General features: G+C 53.7%; 2 protein-coding genes. Both read right to left on the reverse strand.

The features are described from left to right. Positions 1-116: 116 nt before the first annotated feature. The gene (wzyE, locus tag BG74_RS07030) at positions 117-1,469 is read right to left on the reverse strand and encodes an ECA oligosaccharide polymerase (RefSeq protein ID WP_066597501.1); all 1,353 of its coding nucleotides are present in this window, start codon (positions 1,467-1,469) and stop codon (positions 117-119) included. Beyond that, positions 1,466-2,450 (reverse strand): TDP-N-acetylfucosamine:lipid II N-acetylfucosaminyltransferase (locus BG74_RS07035; RefSeq protein WP_244267409.1); only part of this gene is annotated, 985 nt, incomplete at its 5' end. The genes BG74_RS07035 and wzyE, both read right to left, overlap by 4 nt.

The following is a 2,450-nucleotide window of genomic DNA, read 5'->3' on the forward strand; positions in this document are numbered from 1 at the left end:
AAAGATAATCGATAAATTCCGCCCGATCGCGAAAACCCCAGAGGGTCAGGCCACAGATTTGATAATGGGGAACCCCGTCGTTATTAGGCATTATATTCTTCCTATGGGGTAATCGGTTACGGCATGGCCCGGTAGTCGTTCAATCTGGCGCTGCGCGGCCGTATCAGACACGCATGCCGGAACAACAAGAACAACAGTTTAGCTGAGATTAAACACAGACCAAACACCAGACAGAAAAACACCACCCGTGATACAAACGCATCCAATCCTTCACGCACCAGGACTATCATGTTAAATACCGCGCCAAAGCAAAAGGATTGTAAGAGCGAGGCGCGGTAGCGATCGCCCGCCGCTGTTCCGCGCTCATAGAGCGTATCGAATCCCTTGATGATAAGCCCAACTACTACAGCGCCTAGTGGGATAAAACCGACGCCGCCCATCACGATGAGCGAACCTATAAGAGTGGGTGAAATCGCCAGGCCAGAATGGTTGTTCAGCACTTCCCAGGTAAAATAATTCGCCGTATTCAGCACCAGCGAAGGCCGATCCGGCCACAGCCAGCCAGGAATGAAGACATAAAAATCACGTACAATAGGTGCTAGTCCCTGAAAATCTATATTCCCATAGTTTTGCAGCAGCAGTGCCAGATTTTCCCATGGCGAAAAGGTATCGCGCGTTAAATAGAGAAAAGTATAGAACGCTTCATCGCCTCTAACACTCAGCCCGTAGCGTTTCAGCGCCAGCCAGAACATGCCTACGATCGCTACTGCGCCGGCGCCCGCCAGCATCCACAAGGTGATCCAGCCGCGCTGGATACCAATGAACAAAAACAGCGCGAAGGCAATAATAATATTTGCTCGCGTGCCGCCCACCACGATATAGGTAAAAATACCGAAGGCGACTGTAGCAATAAGAAAGATTGTCCAGCTGCGCCGAGTAGGGTTCAAGAAATAGCTCAGCAGCATTGCTGGGATAAAGAAATAAAAGAAACGCTTTAGCGCGATGCCAGAGACATCGCTGGAGAAGATTTGGCTATAGGCATGCAACCGGAACAGCAAAAAGCCGTTATGGATGAAAAATACCATCACCGTTGCTAACGCGATAAGCGCCAGCAGCAGCCACAGCAAATGGATCTCAGTACGGCTGATGCGGAACCAGGGCGGCCTCCGGCGGCCGCGCAGGCGGGCGAATAGCTGAGTTTTGTAGCTGATAAAGTAGATGCCATAGAAGGCGGTCGCTGCCAAAAGCGATTCCAGTAAGTTCTCCACCGGCACTACCTCGACGCCATAGAGGAACACAAGCAGGCAAGTAAAGGGAAAGCCGAGATAGAACGTCAGCAGGTATAACACCGAGAAAAAAATATTAAAATTAAACCTAACCCGTTGGAATTCCCGGTAGGTCAGCAACAGTGCCAACGCTAACGATAGCAAATAGACCACCAGTAAGCTGCCAAACTGCGCCAACGTCATAGCGGTACCCCTGCGGCAATAGACAACGCCTGACGCCATCCCTGCAGGATATTCGGGTAGAAAAAGGCGATACGTGCTAGATCCTGCGCTAGCATGCGCCGCTGCATTTCTTGGATAAGCGAGGGGTTAAGCAAGTCATCGTCATACAACAACGGCACCTGCTGCGCGACCAAATCCTGGCAGAATGGGTTGTGCCGGCTAAGTACGAATGGCAGTCCCAGCTGGATCAGCAGGCTCAACGTGCCGATGCCCTGCTGGCGCTGGAAGAGGAAATAGCCGGAGTCGCATTCCAGCAACAGAGCGAGATAATCGTTAAAGGCCAGCTGTTCAGTGAGGATCCGCACCTGTCCCTCGGGGAAGCAGCGTTCACCTTCCGCACGCACAAGAGCGATATAGGTATCGTTGCCGGCGGGATAGCCCATTGGCACGATGATATTGACTGCGCTGCCGAATTGATTATGGATGGCGCGCAGCGCTTGGCAATGACGATTGGATGGATCCCCTGAATTCCCCACCAGTAGCGTGAGCGGCCGATTGTCTGCCTCCGCTTGCGCCACCCGCACGACATCTGCTGCCAGCCTGGTAGGAAAATATAGTAGCGAAGACGGCACCGACGGATGCCGTTGGCGATAACAGGCCAGATCGCCGCGAGTTGCGAATACATGGCCGACCCGCCCCTGGGCGCGACGGCGAAGCAGATAGAACAGCCGGTGGCGTAGGCGCTGCGATTCCTCATACAGATCCGCCCCCCACACGTGCCAGCTTATACGCGCAGGGCAGATTTTGCCCGTCAGCATCGCCAGCCAGAGAGGGGGGTTAAATTGGCCGTGCAGAAAATAACGTTCGTCCGGCGCCGCTGCAGCGCGGCGCACCAGCGATTTTGTCAATGCCTGCTTACTGTCGAAACGTTCGATATCCAGCTGATCGCAGCCGGAAAATGGCGCGCCGTCTGGGGTGACCATCATAAATCTCCGGGTCTGC

It is taken from the genome of Sodalis-like endosymbiont of Proechinophthirus fluctus, from assembly GCF_001602625.1.
GTDB lineage: Bacteria > Pseudomonadota > Gammaproteobacteria > Enterobacterales > Enterobacteriaceae.

Excerpts from the sequence above, each read along its gene's own strand:
- wzyE (WP_066597501.1), bottom strand. The coding sequence starts at position 1,469 with ATGACGTTGGCGCAGTTTGGCAGCTTACTGGTGGTCTATTTGCTATCG.